Here is a 21,152-nt window from a genome sequence, read left to right on the forward strand (position 1 = left end):
GCGATTGTGATACCGCGCTCACGCTCTTCTGGAGCGTTATCGATAGATGCGAAATCTTTAGCAACACCGCCGTATACTTTTGCAAGAGTAGTACAGATAGCAGCAGTTAGAGTTGTTTTACCGTGGTCAACGTGGCCGATAGTACCAACGTTTACGTGCGGTTTCGTACGTTCAAATTTTTCTTTAGACACAATCGTGTTCCTTCCTAGTTATGATTCGCCACGTTCATTATTGAGCGAGACGCGCCAGAAATTGCTATTTTATGCGCCAACTCTCGTTAGCGCAATATTTGGACGCATTGTTCTTTCAAAAAATGAAAAAAAATGCCTTCCTTTTGTTTAACCACGCTCTGCAATGATTGCTTTTGCAACATTGTTAGGCACTTCAGCGTACTCACTAAACTCCATAGAGTAAGAAGCACGACCTTGTGTCGCAGAACGTAAATCAGTTGCGTAACCGAACATGACAGACAACGGAACTTGTGCACGAATTATCTTCAGGCCAGCTGTCCCCTCGTCCATACCTTCGATGATGCCGCGACGACGGTTAATATCGCCAACAACGTCACCCATCCAGTCTTCTGGAGTAGTTACTTCAACTTTCATCATAGGCTCAAGCAGAACCGGTTGCGCTTCAAGTGCACCCGTTCTGAAAGCCATAGAGGCAGCGATTGTAAACGCCATCTCACTTGAATCTGTTTCATGGTAAGAACCATCATATAGTGTAGCTTTGATATCCAAAACTGGATAGCCAGCAAGCACACCATTGTTCATCTGCTCTTCAACGCCTTTAGCCACTGAAGCGATAAACTCTTTAGGTACGATACCATTGGCAATTTCATCCACAAAGACAAAGCCTTCGCCAGCTTCTGATGGTTCCAGTTTCAGCCATACGTGACCGTACTGACCTTTACCACCATGTTCACGGATAAATTTACCTTCCGCTTTCGCTGTACCGCGAATAGTCTCACGGTAAGCCACTTGCGGGTTACCAACGTTGCAGTTCACGCTAAATTCACGCTTCATACGGTCAACGATGATATCTAAGTGTAGTTCACCCATACCAGAAATCAGAGTCTGGCCAGTTTCCGCATCCATATCTACGCGGAACGATGGGTCTTCCGCTGCTAGTTTACCTAGAGCGATAGTCATTTTATCTTGATCAGCTTGAGAGCTTGGCTCTACAACGATCTGAATAACTGGGTCTGGGAACTCCATGCGCTCAAGAACAATCTTATGGTTCTGGTCACAAAGGGTTTCACCAGTAGTCACATCTTTCAGGCCAATGATGGCTGCGATGTCACCTGCTCGTACTTCTTTTACTTCTTCACGCTTGTTTGAGTGCATTTGAACAATGCGACCTAAGCGTTCACGTTGTTTCTTCACAGAGTTGTAAGCTGTTTTACCGCTTTCAACAACACCAGAGTAAACACGGATGAAGGTTAGAGTACCAACAAATGGGTCTGTTGCGATCTTAAATGCTAGCGCTGAGAACGGTTCTTTGTCGTCCGCGTGACGCTCTGCTTCATTCTCGTCGTCATCGATACCTTTAATTGCAGGAACATCGACTGGAGAAGGAAGGAAATCAACTACTGCATCTAGAACAGCTTGTACGCCTTTGTTTTTGAATGCACTACCACAAGTTGCTAGTACGATTTCATTGTTAAGGGTACGAGTACGAAGACCTTGTTTGATTTCAGCTTCTGTTAGCTCACCTTCTTCAAGGTACTTATCCATCAGCTCTTCATTTGCTTCTGCAGCAGCTTCAACAAGTTCTGTACGATATTCTTCAGCCATTTCTTGCATGTCTGCAGGAATATCTTCGTACGTGAAAGTCATGCCTTGGTCAGCTTCGTTCCAGTTAATTGCCTTCATCTTGATAAGATCGACAACGCCTTGGAAGTTTTCTTCAGCACCAATGTTCAGTTGAATTGGAACAGGAGTTGCGCCTAAGCGGTCCTTGATCTGTTCAACTACGCGCAAGAAGTCTGCGCCGGTACGGTCCATTTTATTAACGAAAACCATACGTGGAACTTGGTACTTATCAGCTTGACGCCATACTGTCTCTGACTGAGGTTCAACACCAGATGAGCCACAGAACACAACAACTGCACCATCAAGTACACGCAGAGAACGTTCTACTTCGATAGTGAAGTCAACGTGTCCAGGAGTGTCGATGATGTTGATACGGTGGTCCGAGAACTGAGCTTCCATACCACGCCAAAACGTAGTGGTTGCTGCTGAAGTGATCGTAATACCGCGCTCTTGCTCTTGCTCCATCCAGTCCATGGTTGCTGCACCATCGTGAACTTCGCCGATTTTGTGAGAAAGACCGGTATAGAACAGAATACGTTCACTTGTGGTTGTTTTACCTGCATCTACGTGAGCAACGATACCGATATTACGGTATTGCTCTATAGGAGTTTTACGAGCCACGGTTGAATCCTCTTATTAGAGACTTAGGGACTATTGCTATGTCTAGATTAGGCGTTAAAAGCGATGCTTCGCTAAAAATTGCTTGCCCTAGAAATAGCAATAGTTCCTAGCATAAGCATAGGAACTAAAGAAGTGCTGCAAGGAATCTTGCAGCACTAAAAAGGTATTACCAACGGTAATGTGCGAACGCTTTGTTTGCGTCAGCCATGCGGTGAACGTCTTCACGTTTCTTAACCGCAGTACCTTTGTTCTCAGACGCGTCTAGCATTTCAGCAGCTAGGCGTTGAGCCATAGATTTTTCACCACGCTTACGCGCAGCTTCAACTACCCAACGCATAGCAAGAGCGTTACGGCGAACCGGACGAACTTCTACAGGTACTTGGTAAGTTGAACCACCTACACGGCGAGATTTAACTTCTACCGCTGGGCGAACATTTTCAAGAGCTTCTTCAAATACAGCTAAGTGGTCTTTACCAGACTTCTCAGCCATTGAATCTAGTGCAGTGTAAACGATTTTTTCTGCAGTAGATTTCTTTCCGTCAACCATAAGGATGTTAACGAATTTTGCCAGCAATTCAGATTTGAACTTAGGATCTGGAAGGATCTTACGCTGACCTATTACGCGACGACGTGGCATGGATATTCTCCGTTGTCTTCTTCAGGTTTTTTCCAAAACTTTTCAGAATAATAAATAAAATAGTGTTTGGCCTTACTTAACGCTTTCTTTTAACAAAGAAAATGCATTAAGACTTAGGACGTTTCACACCGTACTTAGAACGACCTTGTTTACGGTCGTTAACGCCAGCACAGTCTAGCGCGCCGCGAACAGTGTGGTAACGAACACCCGGAAGGTCTTTTACACGACCGCCACGGATTAGTACAACACTGTGCTCTTGAAGGTTGTGACCTTCACCACCGATGTACGAAGTTACTTCGAAACCGTTGGTTAGACGTACACGACATACTTTACGTAGTGCCGAGTTAGGTTTTTTAGGTGTAGTAGTGTAAACACGAGTACATACACCACGTTTTTGTGGGCACGCTTCTAGTGCAGGCACGTTGCTTTTAACAACTTGCTTTACACGAGGCTTGCGAACCAACTGGTTAATAGTTGCCATTAACTAGCTCCTGAAATTTACTTGAAAGTAAGCTTTGTGAAAAATCTATCCCTAATCACAAGTCGTAATTAGGGACGCAAAATTCTATTCAGCAGTGGGAGGTGTGTCAAGAAATATACAGATCTTTTTTAGCCGTCTAGAGCTCAGGATGGTCTAATTTTAACCAAACTGATAGAACACGCTTACCAAGTCACTGATTTGTCGTTCAAAACCGTCAGTTTAACGAAGCCATCGAAGTCAACTTGATCAATGGTACTTGAGACAAGTAGTTGTAAACCTCGGCTATCGAGATCTGGTTTTAACACCGACACCTGCTCTACTGCGCAGATTTGAGTGAATAACTCATGATTTGAAAGGCAAACATACACCGCATCTTCCACCAAAAGATACTGATCTTGTGGCTGAGAATAGGTCAATGCGAGTTTCAGTTTGTCGACTGATTTTACGATATGAAGCATAGCGTCCCCTAGAAAGTCAGTATCTGTTGGCACTGAGCTAACTTCTGCGTTAACTCGTCGGCTTCAACGGTGGTCACATCGATCAGCAGGTTGTCTGCTGAAAGACCAAACTGACTCAGACTACGCTGACACACATACACCTGTTCGATGTCGTACAAGTCCATAAGTTTGAATGCGGAGATGTAGTCACGCGATAGTGTTTCGTCGGGCTGCTGCGCTTTGAGAAGCTGTGTCACGCCATCGCCAACAAAGAACACGGCGATGTCTTCACTGTATGCGGACGCAGCAAGCAGGGCGTCTAATCCTTCTCTACCCGCAGCGGTCGTATGAGGGAAACTGTTAAATATAAAAGCTAACTTTCTCAAAACTGCACAACCCTATCTTGCGTTAGTAGCGCTTCCGATAAGCTCCCTAATCCGGCCTGAGTAAATCCCGTGGCTAGGTTAGAGGCACTTAGTTGATGTTGCTCTGCTTCTTCAGAGCTAATCACTCCGCGTCTTAGCGCAGCTGCCACACAGGTTTCAAGGCTAACATCATGTTCATCAGCCAGCTTTTGCCAAGCTGAAGCTAAATCAAATTCATCGTTAGCCGGTACGGTAAGGTCTGAGCCGTTACTGACGCCATCTTGATAGAAGAACACACTGTGAAGTTTGTGGCCCTGTTTAATCAGAGCCACGGCAAACTGGTAGGCACTTCTTGCTGACTGTGAGCCATAGACTGGCCCATTCACTAGGAGTGTATAGCTTAGCAACCCTCTTCATCCTCTGTTTTACGTTGGCGGATGTATAGGTACACGGTGTGCTTAGAGATGTTCAGTCGCTCAGCAACGCGGTTAATCGCGTCTTTAATATCGAAAATACCTTTGTCGTACAGCTCCATCACGATCTGACGGTTCTTAGTATTGTTCGATACCGATTTGTCAGCGTTAATTTCTTCAATGGTGCGTTCAACCGTTTGGTCGACAAGTTCTTCAACGTCACTAGCGAAGTTAACCGATGATGCAGCTTCGTCTGCGTCTTGCGTAGGCATGAACGATTGCAGTACTTGTGAGAATGGCGCGTCTAGGTTGACGTTAATACACAGTAGGCCAATCACTCGGTCTTCACCGTTGCGTATAGCAACCGTGATCGACTTCATCAACACTCCGCCTTTAGCGCGAGTGAAGTATGAACGTGAGAAGTTACGCTTAGAACCTTCAATATCTTTTAGCATCTTCAATGCAAGATCAGTGATCGGCGAGCCAACCTGACGACCTGTATTTTCGCCGTTGGCAATTTTAATCGCAGAAGTATTGAGGTCTTCTAAAGAGTGCAAAACGATTTCACAAAACGGACCAATAAGGCTCGCAATACCGTCAACAACGGCCTCATAAGATCTTAGAATGATTTTATCGTGTTCACTGAATGGCATAACGTGGACTGATTCCATTTCAAGTAACACATCTGCATTGACTGTTTCTGTAGTAGTCACTTATTCCTTACCTTCGTGTGAAAAATCAACAAATTTATGTAAGTTTATCAGAAAATTTTAATTGCACACCTAGCTAACATTGCAACTAGTGATTTAGAACAAGTTTAAAAATCAAATACTCACCTTCAAATCATAAAAAAAGCCTAACTCAAAGTTAGGCTTTTTATTCAATCAACGTATTTTAGAATAAAACTTTTAGCTGATATTACTGAGCAGGAGCCGCTTCAGCGTTATCAATTTTAAGTAGTTCAACTTCGAATACTAGCGTTGAGTTAGCAGGGATAGTCGGTGTGTCTTGCTCACCGTATGCTAGCTCTGGCGGGATAACGAACTTGTACTTAGAACCAACTTGCATTAGTTGTACGCCTTCAGTCCAGCCTGGGATTACGCGGTTTAGTGGGAATGTTGCTGGTTCGCCACGATCGTAAGAGCTGTCGAACTGAGTACCGTCTGTTAGCGTACCTTTGTAGTGTACTTGAACGGTATCAGTGTCTTTTGGAGAAGCACCTTCACCAGCAGTCATTACTTGGTAAAGTAGACCAGATTCAGTCTGCTTAACGCCTTCAGTTTTAGCGAACTCAGCACGGAAGTCATCACCGGCTTTCTTCACTTCTGCAGATTTTTCTGCCGCTTGTGCTTGCATCGTTTCAGCAACACGCTTGTCTAGAGCTTCAAGAGCTGCGCGAGTTTCTTCTTCGTTAAGTGCTGTTTTCTCTGCGAATACGTCTTCGATACCTTGAAGAACCATATCTTTGTCTAGGTTGATACCTAGCTCGCTTGGCTTATCAATGCTTGTGCTTAGGTAGTTAGCGAAAGATACACCGATTGCGTAAGCCGCTTTGTCATCTTCTGTTTTAAAGTTTACTGCTTCAACTTTAACTTCTTCTACCTGTGGAGCTTCTGCCTTTGGTTCTTCTTTCTGACAACCAACTGCTAGCATAACCGTTGCGGCAAGCAGTGATACTTTTAAAACTGATTTCATTGAATTCTCCAATTAATGGCCAAGCCATTGGTTATTGTGCACAAATCTAATGATTAGATTGGTGTGAATACGTTAGTTATAACAATATACTAGTCATATGTCTTTCGACACAAACCGGATTATTAGATGTGATGCGAATATTTTTCCACTCATTGCTATGTACAATTGTCATCACCTTGTTAAATGGTTGCTTTTTCTTCCAAGATGATGAGCAACGTTGGGAAATTGAGCCCAATGGTGCCACCAGCTTTGCACTCAGCAGAGATGGACGCTTCGCCCTGCTCTACTCTCAGCAAAAGCAGCTGCTCCTTTGGGATCTCGCCGAAGACCAAGAGTTGGCTCAGCTTGGCCCACAAGACCAGTTAGAAAACCAAGTATCGCGTATCCGTATCTCGGACAATGGCCGTTTTGCCATCACCGCAAGCCAGATGAACTTCGCCGTTTGGGACCTATCTTGGACTCAAGCACAAGGGCTATGGTCTATCTCCGACGGCTTGATTCGCGATGTCGATATCTCTAGCAATGGTGAAAAAGTCTTACTTGGCCTTTCTAATGGCAAAGCCATCTATGTGGACTTAGTCACCGGACGCCGTCTGGAGTTCCTCGCTCACCGAGAAAAAGTGAATTCCGTGTCCCTTTCATCCAATGGCCGCTACGCCTTATCCGGTGGTAACGACTACAAAGCCTACCTTTGGGATACCGAGTCGGGCTTGGTATTGCGCACCTTTGAGCATGAACAAAGAGTAGTACGAGTCGCGCTACAACGCGATGGCGAGCTGGCTTTTACTTCTGACGGCGGCAATCAAGCGATGATTTGGGATCTTGAAACGGGCGAACCTCAAGCGCAATTGCAAAGCTGGTCTCGACAGTTGATTTTCTCAAGTGCGCGTTTTTCTGATGACGGCAGCATGTTGGTGACGGGCACGCCATCCAGCCAAGTGAGTGTGTGGAATACTCAGGATGGCAAACGAATTTCTCGCCACGATGCTGAGCCACTAAAAGATGCTCGCCCTCCTCGTGCGGTAGTGTATGATGCAGCCTTTGATGATAAGAACCGTGTGATATCGGGCACCTCTGCGGGCATTGCCCAAGCTTGGAATGTGGATTAAGAACGATGACAGAAAAGCGAGTTGAACAACTAGAAAGCCGCGTAAATGACCTAGAGTGTCAGCTAGCTTTCCAAGAACAGACCATTGAAGAACTCAATGAAGCGCTTAGCCAACAACAAATGTTGATCACGAGAATGCAAGACCAGATGAAGTTCGTGGTTGGCAAAGTGAAAAATATGGATGGCTCTAATCTAGCTGACGCATCAGAAGAGACGCCACCTCCACACTATTAAGTGCGGTTCAAAATAACCAATTAAATCTAGCGACGCATATCGTTAGTTTCTCGTCCTCAATGTGTACACACATTTCAGGACGGGACATAGAAAACTAAAAGGGCGACAGATACTTATCTGTCGCCCTTTTATTTATTTCATCTGACCGAATAAGCTAAAGCCAGTTAAGCCGATACCAACTTAGTCATCGGCATAAATCTTCACTTCAACACGACCTTGAGTATCAACACTTGCACGATACATTCCTGAGCTGTTCATACCAAAATGAATATCGCCTTGGCCATCGATAGCGATCAAGCCACCTTCTCCACCCATGGTTTTCAATTCACCTTGAATGATCGTTTCACAAGCGGTGTGCACATCTTCTTTAAGATAACGCATTCGTGCTGCGACATCACTGGCGACCATTTTACGTAGGAAGAACTCACCCATCCCGGTTGTTGAGACGGCAACGTTGCCATTTTCAGCGATGGTTCCCGCCCCTATAATCGGAGAATCACCCACGCGACCGTATTTCTTATTGGTCACGCCACCGGTACTGGTTGCTGCTGCTAAGTTACCCGCTTGGTCTAATGCGACTGCGCCGACCGTGCCGTACTTTTTGTCGTCAGGGTATTTCTCAGCTTGCTGTTCATCATATTTCGCTTCAGACAGAGCAAAGATGCCTTTCTCTTTCATCGACTGAAGTTGGTCATAGCGACGCTCAGTAAAGAAGTAATCTTGCTCGGTAAAGGTGTACTCATGCTCAAACGCAAACTTCTCGGCACCTTCACCAATCAACAACACATGGTCGCTTTTCAGCATCACATCACGCGCAAGCTCAATTGGGTTTTTGATATGACGAACGCCTGCAATAGCACCCGCATCCATTTCGCGGCCGTGCATCACAGAAGCATCCATCTCAACAAATTCATCATGCGTTAAAACAGAGCCCTTACCTGCATTAAAGTGCGGGCTGTCTTCCATCACCTTAACCGATGCCACTACCGCATCCAGAGCATCACCACCCGATTGCAATATTTGATAACCAGCCAAAACCGATTTTTCCAAAGCCTCGGTAATACCCGCTTTTAATTCATCGCTCATTTGCTCGCGCAAGATGGTTCCTGCACCACCATGAATGGCAATTGAAAAAGGCTGTGACATACAAACTCTCCACTGACGTCGTCTTATAATGTTGTGCTATCAATACCACATCCATCGTTCTATGTCTGATAGCGAAAACCAAACTTTTTGCGAATGCTTAGATTTGCGGACACTTAGTTTAGTAGATAAAAGCGAGACTCCTAAACGCAAAAAGCCTCCACAAGGGAGGCTTTCAAGATTCTTAAACTAAACCGTTAATTCGGTATTAGTGAGAACCACAGCTACCGCCGCCGCAGCAGCCGTCTTTTTTCTCTTCACCGTGGTCATGGCCTTCGCCACCACAGCAACCGCCTTCGTGGTCATGATCGTGGTCGTGACCGCCACAGCCGCCTTCTTGGTGTACGTGACCGTGTTGAACTTCTTCTTCAGTCGCTTCACGAACCGCTACAACTTCAACGTCAAACGTTAGAGTTTGGCCAGCTAGCATGTGGTTACCATCAACAACAACTTCGTCGCCATCTACTTCAGTCACTTCAACTGGGATTGGACCTTGGTCAGTATCCGCTAGGAAACGCATGCCAACTTCGATTTGCTCAACACCTTGGAATACGTCAGCAGGAACACGTTGAACTAGTGCGTCGTTGTGTTCGCCGTATGCGTCTTCTGGAGTAACAGTTGCAGAGAACTTGTCGCCAGCTACTTTGCCTTCAAGCTCTTTTTCAAGACCTGTAATTAGGTTGTTGTGACCGTGAAGGTAATCTAGTGGAGCTTCTGCAGTTGATTGGTCAACTACTACGCCATCTTCAAGTTTCACTTGATATGCAACACTAACTACTACGTTCTTTTCAATTTTCATGAGAGCTCCAAGGAGGTTTGGACTAAGCTCGAACAGTTGAGCTTAGGAAAAATTCTGTACCGGGATATTATGGGGATCAATTAACGAAACTCAATCATTCTGGCTTAAAAATACCGATCATTTCTTGATTCGCGTGTTCAGATTTCTCTACAGTTTTCGGTTTACGCTGTTCTGTGAAGTCACAATCGACACATTCCACCAGCTCGATATTGTTTTCAATCCACCAACGGAGTGTGTCTTGAGTGTTGCAACTTGGGCAGCTTGCCCCTGCGATAAAGCGTTTTTTCTGTTTCACGTTCATATCCTTTACTACTCTGGATTCGCAGTTCTTCCCACCCACTTTATTGAGAAGTTAAGCAGAGACCGCGTTTATTATTAGATTGGTTCTTTAGTCTGTTATTTCTATGCCCAAGCTTCATTTCTAAGCTCAAGCATGAGTTATCACTTCAAGCTACTGCCAATAGTTCCGAGATTGGTGATCGTTTTCCATCTCGTGTCCAAAGATCTCTTCAAGCTCTTTACGAGCCTCTTTCGCTCTTTGGGCTAACTCGGCATCTTCGTTATGCTGAGGAAGCAACTCTTTCAGCATACCATTATCCAACTTTCTAAAGTGTGCTTCTGCTCGCTTCGCTTTATATGGATGCATGCCAAGTTCAGTCAATGTTTGACGACCTAAATCCAGTGCCCCAAGGAAGGTTTCACGAGAGTAGTTACTCACACCGTGGTTAAGTAATTGATACGCTTCAACACGGCTTCGAGCACGCGCTAAGATCTTTAAGCGTGGGAAGTGCTGCTTACATAAATCGACAGTTTTCATGATTTCATCGGGAGAGTCAGTACACAGCACAATCGCTTCTGCTTTATCAGCACCGGCTGCGCGTAACAGCTCGAGGTGAGTCGAGTCTCCGTAAAATACCTTGTAGCCAAATTTTCTAAGGATATGGATTTGGCTGGCATCACTCTCCAGAACGGTGATACGAATCTTATTCGCGTACATCAAGCGGCCAATGATCTGACCGAAGCGACCAAAGCCAGCAATGATCACTCGAGGGCTGCGATCGACCACATCCGAAGACATCGCACTTTCGCTGATTTGGTTCAGTTGACGAGCAAAGAATCGGTCTTGCAGCTTAAGCATCAATGGAGTGGTCACCATAGACAGGCTCACTACTACCAGTAAGAACGATACTTGTTCGCCACTTAAGATGCCTTGAGCACTCGCCGCAGTAAAAATAACGAAAGCGAACTCACCACCTTGGCTGAGAATCATCGCCATACGGCTACGTGCTTTTGCCTGAGTGCCAAAAATACGAGCCAGCGCGTACAGCACTAAGCCTTTCAACACCACAAGAGCCAATACAGCAATCAGTATCGCGAATGGGCTTTCTGCCAATAAACCTAGGTTTACCGCCATACCAACCGAGATAAAGAACAGACCAAGCAATAACCCTTTGAATGGGTCAATCGCAATTTCAAGCTCGTGTCGATATTCACTTTCAGCCAGAAGTACGCCCGCAAGGAAGGTACCTAATGCCATCGATAAGCCAATCTGTTGCATGATCACAGCAATACCAATCACAAGTAACAGCGCCGCGACGGTGAATAACTCACGCACACCACTCATCACTACGTATCGGAACAGTGGTCTCAACAAGAAGTGACCACCGACCAGCAGGCCAATCACGCCACCCAGCATCCACAGCATGTCAGCCCAGCTACCGCCAGTATTACCCGCAAGTAGAGGCAACATTGCTAGCATTGGAATAACAGCGATATCTTGGAAAAGCAGTACTGCAAAGCCCGACTGCCCTGCTTCTTTGCCGCCGAGCTCTCGCTCTTCAATAACACGCAAGGCAATCGCAGTCGAAGACAGCGCCAAACCCATACCTATCACGAGACTGGTTTGCCAGGTTAATCCAAATAGACAGGCGATGGCGGTAATAATTAGAGTGGTGATCAGCACTTGCGCGCCGCCCAATCCGAGAATGGGGGCTCGCATCTGCCACAATTTTTTCGGGTTAAGTTCGAGACCAATCAGGAAGAGCAGTAGTACCACCCCGAATTCGGAGAAGTGTAGAATCGCCTCTACATCACTGATTAAGCCCAGCCCCCATGGGCCAATTGCCACACCCGCTAATAAGTAACCGAGTACTGAACCCAAACCGGCGCGCTGTGCGATAGGAACCGCAACCACAGCAGCCGCTAAAAATATAACGCTACTTTGTAGAAAATCATTAGTCAGAGCCATCATCTGCTCCTATATCTTGTAGCGGGTCTCGCAACCAGTTTCGATACGCTTCGGCGTGTTGGTAACGCGTCATATCGGTAACATTTCGTGCCCAGTGTAAAACCAAAGGGGATATCCAATTCATCTGACACAAAGCAGCGGTAAGCTCGAATGGTTGCAAGATCTCTTGTAATGGATATTTATTATAGCCTGCGGCACCAAACGCCTCTTCTTTACCGCCGGTAGTAATCACACTGCGCCAGTGTTTGCCTTTAAGCGCGCTTTGCTCACCAAACGCAAAACCCTTGCCTAACACGCGATCAAACCACTCTTTTAACAATGAAGGGCAGGAATACATAAACAGAGGATGTTGAAACACGATCACATCATACTGAAGAAGCAATTCATGCTCATAAGGCACATCGATAAAGAAGTCAGGGTAGATGGCGTAGAGATCATGAACTTTGACATGACCGAGCGACTCTACCTTCTTAACCATCATCTGATTAGCAATAGAGGTTTGCGGCTCTGGGTGCGCGTAGATGATCAACACCTTTGGCACGACTTTGTCTGTCGAGGGAGTATTACTCATTCCTTTGAAACATTCCTTTGAGGGCTAAACGGTGGCAAGGCCACAAGAATTTAAGCAAAAGTTATTAATATGTTATTGGCATCATAACGCAAATTGCATTGTGATCGACTTTTATCTGGTTTCAGCCTACTATGCAGGCGTCTGTTCACCTCTAATTTCTATGCTATTTCAATTATGATTACTTTCTCTGATATTCAATTGCTACGCGGCGGTAAGCCACTCCTCGACCAAGCATCTGCGACTTTTCACCCTGGCGACAAGATCGGTTTGGTTGGTAAAAACGGCTGTGGTAAATCTACGCTGTTCGCCTTAATTAAGGACGAACTGTCTATTGATGCAGGCTCATTCAGCAAACCAGCTCATTGGGAAATGGCTTGGGTTGCTCAAGAAACACCTGCATTAGAAAGAACAGCAATTGAATACGTGATTGATGGCGACCGTGAATACCGCGGCCTTGAAGATCAACTAGAGAAAGCTGAACAAGCCGACAACGGCACATTGGTAGCAGAGATCCACGGCAAGATTGAAACCATTGGTGGTTACAGCATCAAGGCACGTGCTGCCGAGTTACTGGACGGCCTAGGCTTTAGCCAAGAACAAATGACATGGAACCTGACTCAGTTCTCAGGTGGTTGGCGTATGCGTTTGAACCTAGCGCAAGCCCTACTGTGTCGCAGTGACCTACTGCTACTCGATGAACCGACCAACCACTTGGATTTAGACGCAGTAATGTGGCTAGAGCGTTGGTTGCAAAGCTACCCTGGCACACTAGTACTTATCTCGCACGATAGAGACTTCTTGGACCCTATCGTCAACCGCATCGTGCACGTTGAAAATCAACAGCTCAATGAGTACACGGGTAACTACTCATCGTTCGAAACCCAACGAGCACAAAAACTGATTCTGCAACAAGCGATGTACCAAAAGCAGCAGAAACAGATGTCTCACATGCAGAGCTACATTGATCGTTTCCGTTACAAAGCGTCAAAAGCTCGCCAAGCGCAAAGCCGTATTAAAGCGTTAGAGAAAATGGAGCAAGTGCTGCCTGCTCAGTTTGATAACCCATTCAGCTTTGAATTTAGAGAACCAGACGCACTACCAAACCCAATCATGATGATGGACGAGGTCTCTGCCGGTTACGATGACAATCTGATTCTAGAGAAGATTCGCTTGAACCTAGTACCGGGTAGCCGTATTGGTCTACTAGGTCGAAATGGTGCTGGTAAATCAACACTGATTAAACTGCTTTCTGGCGAACTGAAACAGCAAGGCGGTGAACTGAGTTATTCGCAAGGCGTTAAGATTGGTTACTTTGCACAGCACCAATTAGAGACTCTGCACCCAGAAGAAACACCGCTGCAACATATGATGCAGATCGCCCCTAAGCACACCGAGCAACAACTGCGTGATTACCTAGGTAGCTTCGGTTTCCAAGGTGAAAAAGCGCTCGATAAAGTGGCACCCTTCTCTGGTGGTGAAAAAGCGCGTTTAGTATTAGCACTACTGGTATGGCAAAAACCAAACCTGTTGCTACTCGATGAACCAACCAACCACTTGGATCTCGACATGCGTCAGGCGCTGACTTTTGCCCTGCAGACGTTTGAAGGCGCAATGGTTATCGTATCGCACGACCGTTACCTACTGCGTGCGACTACCGATGATTTATACCTTGTACACGACCGCCAAGTAGCACCGTTTGATGGTGACTTAAGCGATTACTACAAGTGGCTAACCGAACAGCAGAAAGTTGAGCGCAAAGAAGCACAAGCATTGGCACCAGCAAAAGACGGCGCCAACAGTGCAGCAGCAAAAAAAGAGCAGAAACGCAAAGAAGCCGAGTTCCGTAAACTGACGGCACCACTTCGTAAAAAGCTCACTCAATTTGAAAAGCAGATGGATAAATTAACGCAGGCTCTTGAAGAAGCTGAGCAAGAATTATCCGACACTTCACTGTATGAAGCTGAAAATAAGGCTAAACTGAATAAAGTACTCGCTCTCCAAGCGAGCAGTAAGTCACAGCTAGAAGAAGTTGAAATGGATTGGATGTCCACTCAAGAAGAGCTTGAGCAGATGGATCAGGATATGGATAGCTTATGAGCCCAGAGCACGCCCCAATATCACTAACACTGGAACGACTATGGCAATTTAGCCTTCAGTATTACAGTGTGCGCGGTGTAAAGGATGCGTGCCTAGCTTTGCAAAACCAGTTCCACGGCAACGTCAATCTACTGCTGCTTCTCAAATGGCTTGATGAGCAGCAATTGTCTTTCGCTGAAGAAGAGTGGCACAAGGTTCAACAGTGCTTGAGCCGCTCTGAAACCTTGCTTCATAGCTATCGAGAGCTACGTAAACACCTCAAAGCACACGTTGTCGACTCGCTATACCGTGAAGCCTTGCAGTTTGAGTTACAGCTTGAAAAGCAACAACAGTCCGATCTGGTCGACTGTATTAACTCACTACAACTGTACGCTAATCAACAATCACCGCTCGCGTTTCAGTACTGTCGTTTATTAGGGGCAGAAAACCTCTACGACGCTTTTTCTGAACCAGCACCTCAGCCCTAGCTCGTTCTCTTTCCTTTTTATTCCATCAAGATCCAAGCTTAACTTTGATATTATTCAACCGGTTACCCATAGCCTGTTTTTGTATCTCGTATAAGTGAAAGCCTTGCGCTTATGCCGAGAATCAACCAAGCTCAAATAAAAACGTGGGCGTCCCGTTACAAGTTCGGCATTTACTAAAGCCCATAAATAAGCATGGACTGTTTTATGACAATATTTACCGCAGCCGCTGGTCTCTCTAATCCGCACTTACAAACCTTAGTGCCACGGTTTATTAGAAAGCAGGCGCTGTTTCATCCTCACTGGCAAACCTTAGAAACACCCGATGGTGACTTTCTTGATCTTGCTTGGAGCGAATCACCAGACGGTGACACCTCAAATAATAATGATCGCAGTAGCAAGCCGATATTCGTTCTATTCCACGGTTTAGAAGGTAGCTTTGAGAGCCCTTACGCCAACGGACTAATGAATGCGTTTGCTAAAGATGGTTGGCTATCAGTGATGATGCACTTCAGAGGCTGCAGCGGAAAACCCAATCGCCTGGCTCGCGCTTACCATTCAGGTGAAGTCGAAGATGCGCGTTTTTTCCTAAGACACCTGCACGCCCAGTTTCCGAATAACCCTAAGGTTGCGGTTGGCATATCTTTAGGTGGAAACATGCTGGCGAACTATTTGGCTGAGTACGCAGACGACCCATTGCTGTCGGCGGCGACAATCGTATCTGCTCCTTTTGACTTAGCATGTTGCTCTAGTCGCATTGAGCGCGGTTTCTCCAAGCTCTATAAGAAGTACCTGCTCAACTCTCTAAAATCGAATGCGCTAAAAAAGGTTAACCTGCTACAGGAAAAACTTGGCATCACCGCTGAAGCCATCAAGAACATCACCAAACTGTATGAGTTTGATGAACGAATCACTGCGCCTCTGCACGGCTTCAAAAATGCCCAAGATTATTATGCGCAATGTTCTGCGCTGCCTAAGCTCAATAAGATCAAACTACCGACTCAGATCATTCATGCCAAAGACGACCCTTTCATGACCGATGATGTGATCCCAAAGTTCGTTCTGCCCGATAACATCGACTATCGACTGTTTCAAAAAGGCGGCCATGTGGGGTTTATTACTGGTAGCACACTCAAGCCAAGGTTTTGGTTAGAAGAAGCCTTGCCTGCCTACTATGAAAGTATCCAAGATTCGGCATAATGACCGAGCCTTAGTAAATAGAAGCAAAACATTACTAAGCACACGTATTTCTACATCAATAAACATATCTATGAACATAAAAGAGAGAAGTATTTATGATCATCCCATGGCAAGACATTGCGCCAGAGACACTGGAAAACCTCATCAAAGAGTTCGTGCTGCGTGAAGGCACAGACTACGGCGACGTAGAGGTTTCACTGCAAAACAAGATTGACCAAGTGAAACATCAATTAGCTTCAGGAGAAGTCAGCATCGTGTTTTCTGAGCTCCATGAAACCGTTGATATTCAAGTCACAAAACGCTTCTAAGCTGCGCTCATAAAGGAGCCGTGTTATAGTGGTAAACGATTGCTAACAAGTAAGTTACTCAAAAGACAAGGGTTGTCATGTCCGCTAAACATCCAATTATTGCGGTGACGGGTTCATCTGGAGCCGGCACCACCACCACCTCAGAAGCCTTCCGTAAAATGTTCAATATGATGGACGTGAAGGCAGCTTGGGTTGAAGGGGATAGTTTCCATCGCTTCACTCGCCCAGAGATGGATGTCGAGATCCGTAAAGCGCGCGAGCAAGGTAAGCACATCAGCTACTTTGGTCCTCAAGCCAACGACTTTGGTGCGCTAGAAGAGTTCTTCCGTAAATACGGTAACGAAGGTACAGGTAAAGTACGTAGCTACCTGCACACCTTCGATGAAGCCGTGCCTTACAATCAAATGCCGGGCACCTTCACGCCATGGCAAGAGATCCCTGAAAATTCCGATGTGATGTTTTACGAAGGCCTGCACGGCGGTGTGGTTGATGGCGACATTAACGTTTCTCAACACGTCGATTTGCTGATCGGCATGGTACCTATCGTAAACCTAGAATGGATCCAAAAGTTCGTTCGTGACACCCGCGATCGTGGCCACTCACGCGAAGCAGTAATGGACTCCATTGTTCGTTCAATGGATGATTACCTTAACTATATTACCCCGCAATTTTCGCGTACTCACATCAACTTTCAGCGTGTTCCAACCGTAGATACATCGAACCCACTCAACGCCAAAGGGATTCCAAGTTTAGACGAAAGCTTCGTAGTTATACGTTTGCGTGGCATCAAAAACGTCGATTTCCCCTACCTTCTGGCTATGATTGATGGCTCGTTTATGTCTCGTCATAACACGCTAGTGGTGCCAGGCGGCAAGATGAGTTTTGCTATGGAGCTCATTGTGAGGCCAATCCTACAACAACTCATCGAAACCGGAAAAATAGGTTAACAAAACGACATTCTGGTTGATTACTTTTCATACCGTGATCATGTGCACAATTTTGCGTAAAAAATCGTAGCTTGGTCACGATTAAAATCAAGAAATAGTACCTGAAAAAGGATACTATTCTTAAACGAAACACAAGATAGCTTGCAGCACTCAACGAGTGCTCTTATCCTACAAGTCAATCCAGGCTTAGCTAAAATACGGAAAGCGGCAAGCATACCCTGCAGAGGAAGTGAGATATTATGGTTCTAGGTAAACCTCAAACCGATCCAACATTAGAGTGGTTCCTTTCACACTGTCATATTCATAAGTACCCTTCAAAAAGTACTTTGATTCATGCTGGTGAAAAGGCAGAAACCTTGTACTACATCGTTAAAGGTTCTGTGGCAGTTCTTATCAAAGACGAAGAAGGTAAGGAAATGATTCTTTCTTACCTAAACCAAGGCGACTTCATCGGTGAGCTTGGCTTGTTCGAAGAAGACCAAGAGCGTACAGCTTGGGTTCGTGCTAAATCTCCTTGTGAAGTAGCTGAAATTTCTTTCAAGAAATTCCGTCAACTTATCCAAGTGAACCCAGATATCCTAATGCGCCTTTCAGCGCAAATGGCAAACCGTCTACAAGTAACTAGCCAAAAGGTTGGTGACTTAGCGTTCCTTGACGTAACAGGTCGTATCGCTCAAACGCTACTAAACCTAGCGAAACAGCCAGATGCAATGACTCACCCTGACGGCATGCAAATCAAGATCACTCGTCAAGAGATTGGCCAGATCGTTGGTTGTTCTCGTGAGACCGTTGGTCGTATCTTGAAGATGCTAGAAGAGCAGAACCTAATTTCTGCACACGGTAAAACTATCGTGGTATACGGCACTCGTTAATCTCGATTAACTGAGCCAAAAATTTGAAAGCCACCAAATGCGAATTTGGTGGCTTTTTTGTTTTCTGAAGACCCAGAGAGCAGATGCGAGATGCGAGATGCGAGATGCGAATAGAACACCTACAGCTTCCAAGGACAAACTGTCTCGAAGCGAAGCGTACTCCCATCTCTAGGACAAAATCCGTTCTGGTATCTTTCTTTAACCGTTGGTGCTCTCAAAGATTTTGTCAGCCGATGCTGCAACAAAACCAGTGTAAAGCTCACCGTTGGCCATCGCATAACGCTTAGCGAACTCATAGAAGCCGCCAGGAATCATCTCATTGCCTTCAACAAATGAAACTGGGACTTTGTCTGCCATTGTTGATGATTGCTCTAATAAGACCTCTGGAGAGCCTTTAACCTGACCGCCAGATGCATTGATCGTGAAGCCCGACTCGCTCAAGTAGTCATTCACGGCCTGCACTTCATCGAAGTTATTTAGCTGATTCACACTCACCGTAAAGTGGTTAGCACCATATCCATGAGCCGCGAGCCAAGACGCGTATTCGCTCTCTTTCGCTAGTACTTGGAAATCAGCGAAGCTCAAATCCCAAAGACGACCGCCAAATAAGAACTCATGGCCTTGAAGCTTGCTTGCGTCCACTTGCTCAACCAACTTAGCAACGATCTGTTGCAAGTCACTTGAACACTCTTCTACCTTCAACTCACTAATGAACACTTTTGGTTGTTTTGGGTCTGGGTGCTCGTAATGTTTAGCCACTAACTTCTTGCTCTCAAACAAGTAGTCGCCACACGCCTTGTAGCCTAATTCAAGGAAAGGCTTCGCTAGTGTTTCAATACCCAAAGGAGCAACATTGAAAGTTCGCAGTGCAATGTGATCATTAATCAGCGCTTCGTCTTCTTTCAGCAAGTGATGCACTTTCTCAGCCGATGGACAAAGCCTGTGAATGTAATCGTCCCAAAGTGATTTAAAGAGTAGATCGGGCGTCATGGTGACTCCTTGTCAGAGGTTCTAGCAAGCTAGTAATTTGGATTAGAAAGGGAGAGGCTGAGACACAGAGTCAGCAGCCATCAGCCTGTGACATACTTTTTCTATTATTATCTACCGCCCAATCTAGGTGTCGGACGTGGTGGAAAAGGGAAGCGATAACACCACCTCCCTATTTCAAGCTTAACGTATGAGTCTAAGACTCATTAGCCTAAATTAAAGCTCAATACCCGGGCTAAACGTTGCTGGAAGTTGAGTTTCGCCACCTTCCATTGAGGCCATAGGGTAAGCACAGTAGTCCGCCGCATAATAAGCACTTGGGCGTAGGTTGCCTGAAGCACCCGGACCACCAAATGGTGCATCACCACTTGCGCCTGTTAGCTGACGGTTACGGTTAACAATACCCGCACGGATATGGTCAACGAAGTATTCCCATTCAGAATCATCTGTTGATACAAGACCCGCAGACAAACCAAAACGTGTATCATTAGCCAGTTCAACCGCTTGCTCTAGTGACTGGTAACGAACCACTTGCAGTAATGGACCGAAGTACTCTTCATCTGGCAATTCAGCAATGTTGGTTGCATCGATAATACCCGGAGAAACAAACGCCGCTTCACCCGCTTTTGCTTCGACTAGGCTGACACCACCTAGCGATTGCAGATTCGCTTGCGCGTCCAGAATGAACTTAGCCGCAGCTTCAGAGATTTGTGGGCCCATGAAGGGTGCTGGCTCAGCGAATGGCTGATCAACACGAATCTTCAAGGTAGCAGCAACGAGCTTATCCAGCAGTTGATCGCCCTTCTCTCCAACGGGAACATACAAGCGACGTGCACATGTACAACGTTGGCCCGCACTGATGAAAGCAGATTGGATAATGGTATAAACCGTCGCGTCAGCATCACCAAATTGGTCACTGATCACCATAGGGTTATTACCACCCATCTCTAGCGCCAGCATCTTGCCCGGTTGGCCCGCGAATTGACGGTGAAGGATATGACCGGTATTAGCACTACCTGTGAACAGCACGCCATCAAGACCTTTAGCATCGGCCAGTGCGATACCTGTCTCTTTAGCACCTTGTACTAGGTTGATTACGCCAACAGGAAGACCCGCTTCTTGCCATAGTTTCATCGCAAACTCACCCGTCCAAGGTGTCTGCTCTGAAGGCTTAAATACCACGGTATTACCCGATAGCAGCGCAGGAACAATATGACCGTTTGGTAGGTGACCCGGGAAGTTATAAGGACCAAATACCGCCATCACGCCCAATGGACGATGACGCAGTACAATCTGGTTGCCTGCCGCTTCACGTGAAGCTTCACCAGTACGCTCATGGTAAGCACGGATTGAGATAGCAATCTTGCCCGCCATTGCGCCCGCTTCAGTGCGAGTTTCCCAAATCGGTTTGCCCGTCTCTTTAGCGATGATTTGCGCAATTTCTTCGCTGTTCTCTTTAACTTTCTCAGCAAAGTTCAACACGATCGCTTCACGCTCTGCAAAGCTCAGTTTTTTCCAAACCAAGAAGGCTTCACGAGCTGCTGCTACTGCAGATTCAACCTGTGCTGGTGTTGCGCTATCACCCTGCCACACTACTTCATTGTTGTATGGGCTTACTGATGTCATGGCGTCACCTTGACCTGCCACCCACTGTCCTGCTATCCACTGAGTCATACTTCTATCCTTAAAATCTTCGACAGATAATCGCCGC

General features: G+C 46.0%; 24 protein-coding genes. 8 read left to right on the plus strand and 16 right to left on the minus strand.

The genetic code is table 11. The features are described 5' to 3' along the window. The 9 genes from AB4484_RS01820 to fkpA all read right to left on the minus strand — a co-directional run. A partial coding sequence (locus AB4484_RS01820; RefSeq protein ID WP_241905392.1) for a GTP-binding protein occupies nt 1-191 on the minus strand: 191 nt, incomplete at its 3' end. Nucleotides 192-338: 147 nt separating this feature from the next. After that, nucleotides 339-2,435: an elongation factor G gene (gene fusA, locus AB4484_RS01825; protein ID WP_372076190.1), complete on the minus strand. Its 2,097-nt coding sequence runs from the start codon at nt 2,433-2,435 to the stop codon at nt 339-341. A gap of 166 nt (nt 2,436-2,601) precedes the next feature. Further along, nucleotides 2,602-3,072: a 30S ribosomal protein S7 gene (gene rpsG, locus AB4484_RS01830; protein ID WP_010435163.1), complete on the minus strand. Its 471-nt coding sequence runs from the start codon at nt 3,070-3,072 to the stop codon at nt 2,602-2,604. Nucleotides 3,073-3,178: 106 nt separating this feature from the next. After that, nucleotides 3,179-3,553 carry a 30S ribosomal protein S12 gene (gene rpsL / locus AB4484_RS01835; RefSeq protein ID WP_004737194.1) on the minus strand — a complete coding sequence of 125 codons (375 nt, stop codon included), beginning with the start codon at nt 3,551-3,553 and terminating at the stop codon, nt 3,179-3,181. 182 nt (nt 3,554-3,735) lie between these two features. Then, nucleotides 3,736-4,011 carry a sulfurtransferase complex subunit TusB gene (tusB, locus tag AB4484_RS01840; RefSeq protein ID WP_372076192.1) on the minus strand — a complete coding sequence of 92 codons (276 nt, stop codon included), beginning with the start codon at nt 4,009-4,011 and terminating at the stop codon, nt 3,736-3,738. An 8-nt stretch (nt 4,012-4,019) separates the two neighbouring features. Then, nucleotides 4,020-4,376, minus strand: coding sequence for a sulfurtransferase complex subunit TusC (gene tusC / locus AB4484_RS01845; RefSeq protein ID WP_017063710.1), 357 nt, complete (start codon nt 4,374-4,376; stop codon nt 4,020-4,022). Continuing rightward, nucleotides 4,373-4,762, minus strand: coding sequence for a sulfurtransferase complex subunit TusD (gene tusD, locus AB4484_RS01850; RefSeq protein ID WP_017063709.1), 390 nt, complete (start codon nt 4,760-4,762; stop codon nt 4,373-4,375). The genes tusC and tusD overlap by 4 nt, the downstream gene beginning before the upstream one ends. After that, nucleotides 4,756-5,481 (minus strand): transcriptional regulator, encoded by a 726-nt coding sequence (locus tag AB4484_RS01855; RefSeq protein WP_004729851.1) that lies wholly within the window; start codon nt 5,479-5,481, stop codon nt 4,756-4,758. The genes tusD and AB4484_RS01855 overlap by 7 nt, the downstream gene beginning before the upstream one ends. A gap of 205 nt (nt 5,482-5,686) precedes the next feature. Beyond that, nucleotides 5,687-6,463: an FKBP-type peptidyl-prolyl cis-trans isomerase gene (gene fkpA / locus AB4484_RS01860; RefSeq protein ID WP_081229705.1), complete on the minus strand. Its 777-nt coding sequence runs from the start codon at nt 6,461-6,463 to the stop codon at nt 5,687-5,689. A gap of 131 nt (nt 6,464-6,594) precedes the next feature. Here fkpA and AB4484_RS01865 point away from each other — a divergent pair, with 131 nt between their 5' ends. Then, nucleotides 6,595-7,572, plus strand: a complete 978-nt coding sequence (locus tag AB4484_RS01865) for a WD40 repeat domain-containing protein (RefSeq protein ID WP_017063707.1) — start codon at nt 6,595-6,597, stop codon at nt 7,570-7,572. Between the two features lie 5 nt (nt 7,573-7,577). After that, nucleotides 7,578-7,805, plus strand: a complete 228-nt coding sequence (locus AB4484_RS01870; RefSeq protein ID WP_009848930.1) for a SlyX family protein — start codon at nt 7,578-7,580, stop codon at nt 7,803-7,805. Nucleotides 7,806-7,985: 180 nt separating this feature from the next. On the opposite strand, the gene AB4484_RS01875 is transcribed toward AB4484_RS01870, so the two are convergent. From AB4484_RS01875 to kefG, 5 genes are all read right to left on the minus strand, one after another. Further along, complete coding sequence (locus AB4484_RS01875) at nt 7,986-8,951, minus strand: isoaspartyl peptidase/L-asparaginase family protein (RefSeq protein WP_050052680.1); 966 nt, start codon at nt 8,949-8,951, stop codon at nt 7,986-7,988. Nucleotides 8,952-9,156: 205 nt separating this feature from the next. Next, nucleotides 9,157-9,747, minus strand: coding sequence for a peptidylprolyl isomerase (gene slyD, locus AB4484_RS01880; protein WP_017061108.1), 591 nt, complete (start codon nt 9,745-9,747; stop codon nt 9,157-9,159). 94 nt (nt 9,748-9,841) lie between these two features. Then, complete coding sequence (locus AB4484_RS01885; RefSeq protein ID WP_029235422.1) at nt 9,842-10,042, minus strand: YheV family putative zinc ribbon protein; 201 nt, start codon at nt 10,040-10,042, stop codon at nt 9,842-9,844. Between the two features lie 156 nt (nt 10,043-10,198). Further along, entirely contained in the window at nt 10,199-11,995 is a 1,797-nt protein-coding gene (gene kefB / locus AB4484_RS01890) for a glutathione-regulated potassium-efflux system protein KefB (RefSeq protein WP_048605367.1), read from the minus strand. Beyond that, entirely contained in the window at nt 11,982-12,566 is a 585-nt protein-coding gene (kefG, locus tag AB4484_RS01895; protein ID WP_017061111.1) for a glutathione-regulated potassium-efflux system ancillary protein KefG, read from the minus strand. Before kefG ends, kefB begins: the two co-directional genes overlap by 14 nt. Before the next feature lie 174 nt (nt 12,567-12,740). Between kefG and AB4484_RS01900 the strand changes: the two genes are divergently transcribed. The 6 genes from AB4484_RS01900 to crp all read left to right on the plus strand — a co-directional run bounded on the left by AB4484_RS01900 (nt 12,741) and on the right by crp (nt 18,454). Beyond that, on the plus strand, nt 12,741-14,663 hold the full coding sequence (locus tag AB4484_RS01900; protein WP_372076195.1) for an ABC transporter ATP-binding protein: 1,923 nt from the start codon (nt 12,741-12,743) through the stop codon (nt 14,661-14,663). Then, nucleotides 14,660-15,130: a TIGR02444 family protein gene (locus tag AB4484_RS01905; RefSeq protein WP_048605369.1), complete on the plus strand. Its 471-nt coding sequence runs from the start codon at nt 14,660-14,662 to the stop codon at nt 15,128-15,130. The genes AB4484_RS01900 and AB4484_RS01905 overlap by 4 nt, the downstream gene beginning before the upstream one ends. 204 nt (nt 15,131-15,334) lie before the next feature. Beyond that, nucleotides 15,335-16,327 carry a hydrolase gene (locus AB4484_RS01910; protein WP_048605370.1) on the plus strand — a complete coding sequence of 331 codons (993 nt, stop codon included), beginning with the start codon at nt 15,335-15,337 and terminating at the stop codon, nt 16,325-16,327. Nucleotides 16,328-16,422: 95 nt separating this feature from the next. Continuing rightward, entirely contained in the window at nt 16,423-16,635 is a 213-nt protein-coding gene (locus AB4484_RS01915) for a YheU family protein (RefSeq protein ID WP_010435208.1), read from the plus strand. Between the two features lie 77 nt (nt 16,636-16,712). Then, the gene (locus tag AB4484_RS01920) at nt 16,713-17,582 is read left to right on the plus strand and encodes a phosphoribulokinase (RefSeq protein ID WP_010435210.1); all 870 of its coding nucleotides are present in this window, start codon (nt 16,713-16,715) and stop codon (nt 17,580-17,582) included. 239 nt (nt 17,583-17,821) lie between these two features. Then, a complete protein-coding gene (crp, locus tag AB4484_RS01925; RefSeq protein ID WP_004729651.1) occupies nt 17,822-18,454 on the plus strand; it encodes a cAMP-activated global transcriptional regulator CRP in 633 nt (210 codons plus the stop codon). 198 nt (nt 18,455-18,652) lie between these two features. Here the strand turns inward: crp and AB4484_RS01930 are convergent, their stop codons facing one another. Both AB4484_RS01930 and astD read right to left on the minus strand, forming a co-directional pair. Beyond that, nucleotides 18,653-19,444 carry a DUF1338 domain-containing protein gene (locus AB4484_RS01930; protein ID WP_050619815.1) on the minus strand — a complete coding sequence of 264 codons (792 nt, stop codon included), beginning with the start codon at nt 19,442-19,444 and terminating at the stop codon, nt 18,653-18,655. Nucleotides 19,445-19,657: 213 nt separating this feature from the next. Continuing rightward, the gene (astD, locus tag AB4484_RS01935) at nt 19,658-21,115 is read right to left on the minus strand and encodes a succinylglutamate-semialdehyde dehydrogenase (protein WP_372076197.1); all 1,458 of its coding nucleotides are present in this window, start codon (nt 21,113-21,115) and stop codon (nt 19,658-19,660) included. Between the last annotated feature and the right edge of the window lie 37 nt (nt 21,116-21,152).

Origin of the sequence: Vibrio sp. 10N.261.46.A3 (assembly GCF_041472995.1) — a bacterium.
Lineage (GTDB): Bacteria > Pseudomonadota > Gammaproteobacteria > Enterobacterales > Vibrionaceae > Vibrio > Vibrio coralliirubri.